The following is a 3,508-nucleotide window of genomic DNA, read 5'->3' as shown; positions in this document are numbered from 1 at the left end:
TGTCGACGCTCAGCATCCCGGTGCACGGCCGCAGCGGAAGGACGACGATGCTGAGCGCAACAGCCCCCAGCATCACCGCGGAGCCAAGCAACGCGACGTGGAGTCCCGCCCGCGTGGCGACGGCACCCCAGACGTAGGAGCCGATTGCCTGAGCTCCCGTCGCGGCCAGCAGGTAGGCCGACAACCCACGGGCACGCACCCACCGCGGCAACGAGAGTTGCGCTGCGGCGTTCAACGTCGTCAACGTGATCAGCCACGACATCCCCGACAACACCAAGATAGGCATCGCCGCAGCGAATGGCAGCCAGGCCATCGCCAGCGGCGCAAAACCGTACACAGCGGCAGACCCCGTGAGCAACACGTTGTCGGACACCCTCTGGTGCAACGCTGCGGCAAACACGACGGAGAGGACGGCACCAAAACCGATAGCCGCCAGCGCGACACCATAGCCGCTGGCCTCCAGGTGCCAATGGCGGGCGGCGGCCACCGGCAGCAGCGCCAGCACGGCCGACGCCGGAAACAGGAAAAGGACTGCGCGCAAAAGGATCCGGCGAAAGATGGGACTGTTATTAACGTAGAGCAGTCCCGTGAGGATGGCGTGGCCGAATTGCTCTCTCTCGATCGCCGCGAATTGCTTGGGTCGTTTCCATGAAACCAGGGCAAATATTACTCCCGCAAACGACACTGCATTGATCGCGAACGCCGCCGCCGGTCCGGATAATGCGACCACAACACCGCCGATTGCCGGCCCAATCGCTCGGGCGGCATTCCCCGCGACGCTGCCCAAAGTCGAGGCAGCCGGTATCTGCTCACGCGGGACAACCTCGGGCTGGATCGCCTGCCAGGCCGGACCCGTCAGTGCAGCCGAGCAACCGATGGCCACGGTAAACCACAACAGCGACGTCGGACTGAGCCGGCCGAGGTATGTCAGCACGGCCAGAGCCAGCGCCACCAGCACCGCATATGACTGAAGAACAATCAGCAATCGCCGTCGGTCAAACAGATCGGCGAGCACGCCGGCGAATAAGGCCAAAATCAGCGTCGGCCCAAGAGTCGCCGTCTGAACCAGCGCCACGATGACATCGCTGCTGTGCTTCTCCACCAGAAACCATTGGGCCGCTACCGTTTGCATCCACGTGCCGATATTGGAGGCCAACTGCGCGATAAACAGGGCGCGGTACACGCGGCTGCGCAACGGCGCCCAGGCTGACTGTTCCCCGGCGTCGCCACGCTCCTGACCTTGACTCACCAATGAACCGATAATCGGTAGGCAATCCGCCCGGCCGGGGCGCAACGACGAAGCCGACCGACGCCCTCCGTTGCCGCAACAAACCGGAATGGCCGGGCGGGCACCAAAGGCGAACGGAGTTCAATCTCTGGCCCGCGGGCAGGGCCTTCCGCGCAGGGATTAAAAAGGCTAAACCCGCTCGCCCGACCACGGACCACGGGTACTCGCCTACGCAAAGCCCTTGTCCCCCCACGGTTTACCGAACCCCACTCATAGCCAATTGCGGCGGAGGCCGGCCATGCAAGGAAGCGGCGCAGCCGCTGACTCACGATCTCGTCAGCCGTCTCGCTGGCGGAGCAGAGCGACCCAGTTGTGTGGCACCCGTCCGCGGGGGCCGGGGGCCGTCTGATCCGCCGGGCGGCATTCCGGTGGGGCGAGAGCGGGACCCTCGTAGTAGTCATTGGATTCGTAGTCCCAGAACCAATCGTCGCCCGGCTCGAACGACCGGATTATTGGGTGACCACTGTGCCGCCAATGCTCTGTCGCATGTCTGGCGAGCGAATCATCGCAGCAACCGATGTGGCCGCAGGCAGCACACCGCCGCAAGTGCACCCACCAGCCGCCGACGGCATCACACTCGGCACAGCCCGTACCGCTCGGTGGCACCGATGGGTCGACGGCCGCAGTCATCGCGATTCTCTCCTTCCTCGCTGATGGCATAGGCCAAAGCAGCTGCCTGGAGATGCCATTAGCGCCTCACACCTTCTGGATTATGCCCGCGTGCGTGCATCGAAGATATCCGCGAGCGGTCTTTGGTCGAGCACGGTGGGTTCCAGGCTGCGTGGCGGATCGCGACAGTGCTGATACGGCTTAGCTGCGCAGGGCGTGGTCGAAAGGATCGTTCGCCCGCACTCCGCGATACATGCCCCACCGGACTACCCACGGCATGACCACCCGGTCGACCGACCATCGCGGGAAACGGAACGAATGGCCCGAGGGCAGGAAGACTTCGAGACCGTCGGTCTGGGCGCCGAGCAGCCAACCCCACCGCCGCGCGGGCGCCTTGTACGAGTGCATCGGACGGCCGGCGAACTCGGCGCGGACGTTACGGGCGACCAGCACAGGGATTACTGCCCGAGGCGGCCGACTTCGTATCCCGTCGCGATGGAGGAACTGTGTCCTGGCACAGCTCTAGCCATGTGGGCCGACCTGCCCAGACGGCTCAGCGGTGTCACGGACAGCTGAAGTAAGGAAATTCGGCCGTGATCCGCGCCGGGTCGGGCGCGACACCGGCGCCCAGCGGGGAGTTGGTCAACACCGACAGCACGTTGTCCAACACGTTGTCCATCAGCCCGCGCCCGTTCATTCCGGTGTAGTCGAAGGATGCGGGCGTGCCCAGCTCGTAGGGTAGGGTCATCGATCCGAACAGGTCGGCCACGCGGCGCGCATAGGCGGCAGGATCAGCGGAAGTGCCGGCGAGTGTGACGTATTTGGTGACGGTGTCGATGGTGCGCGCGACGAACCGCGAATTGTCCCCGGACGGGGCGGTCGAGTTGAACGCCTCGCTCAACTCGTCGTCGTTGAGGTGGAGGTGGGTGAACATCGGCAGGCCCCAGCGGGCGACCTGCTGCTCAGGCGCGTGGCCGCACAGCGACACCGTGGCCCAGGCCTGCACCCTGGTCGTGCTGCTGATCAACTCGTTGGGCGCCTCGACGACGATGCCGGCGACGGTCCGATCTCGGAAGACGTTGACCTGGTTGGTGAAAGCCTCGGGTTTGTAGACGCCGGCCGCGAAGGCATCCCTGAAGTCATTGAGGCCCGCATTAGCGCCGAATACATCATGCACCACTCCGGCGAAGACGCGCACCCCGCTCTCGCCGGCGACTGTGACGCCGGTCGTTCCCGACGCGATCACCTCGCCAGATCCACCCTGAGCTGCGTCGCCACCGGTGGCGAGGCGCAGCTCGAAGGTCTGTGCGTGTCCGCCCGCGGCGGCCGCGCTGTGCACCACCTCAGCGAACTTGAGTTTGAAGGACACCTCCTCGTGGGCGTCACCGTCTGTGTCGAAGCGAAACACGTAGAGAGCCTCCTCGCGAAAGAGAGCACACGTCTCCACGGTGGCCGCCGGGTTGACCGTCATCGCCATCACGGTCTTTCCGGGGTCGCCGGCGAAAAGATAGAAATCGCAGAGATTCAGACGGGGGTCTTCGCGACCCGTCGGGGTGTCGAAGTGATGGGACATCGGTCTCGGCTCTCCTGAATCCGTCAGCGACAGGCATG

Annotated in this window: 3 protein-coding genes and 1 pseudogene; all 4 read right to left on the bottom strand. The window is 65.0% G+C overall.

Annotation, left to right across the window (positions count from 1 at the left end; genetic code table 11):
- The coding region (locus tag VML93_RS37245) for an MFS transporter (protein ID WP_325618693.1) at positions 1-1,249 on the bottom strand (1,249 nt) is incomplete at its 3' end.
- A 315-nt stretch (positions 1,250-1,564) separates the two neighbouring features.
- The gene (locus tag VML93_RS37240; RefSeq protein ID WP_325618691.1) at positions 1,565-1,918 is read right to left on the bottom strand and encodes a UBP-type zinc finger domain-containing protein; all 354 of its coding nucleotides are present in this window, start codon (positions 1,916-1,918) and stop codon (positions 1,565-1,567) included.
- Between the two features lie 180 nt (positions 1,919-2,098).
- Positions 2,099-2,347 (bottom strand): annotated as a pseudogene (locus VML93_RS37235) (pyridine nucleotide-disulfide oxidoreductase); the annotation flags it as partial.
- Positions 2,348-2,459: 112 nt separating this feature from the next.
- Positions 2,460-3,508, bottom strand: a 1,049-nt coding sequence (locus VML93_RS37230) for a DUF4331 family protein (RefSeq protein WP_325618689.1), incomplete at its 5' end; no start/stop codon positions are given.

The sequence above is a fragment of the Mycobacterium sp. genome (genome assembly GCF_035499775.1).
GTDB lineage: Bacteria > Actinomycetota > Actinomycetes > Mycobacteriales > Mycobacteriaceae > Mycobacterium.
Note: the sequence above shows the minus strand (reverse complement) of the source record. Positions and strands in the feature narration are given on the sequence as shown.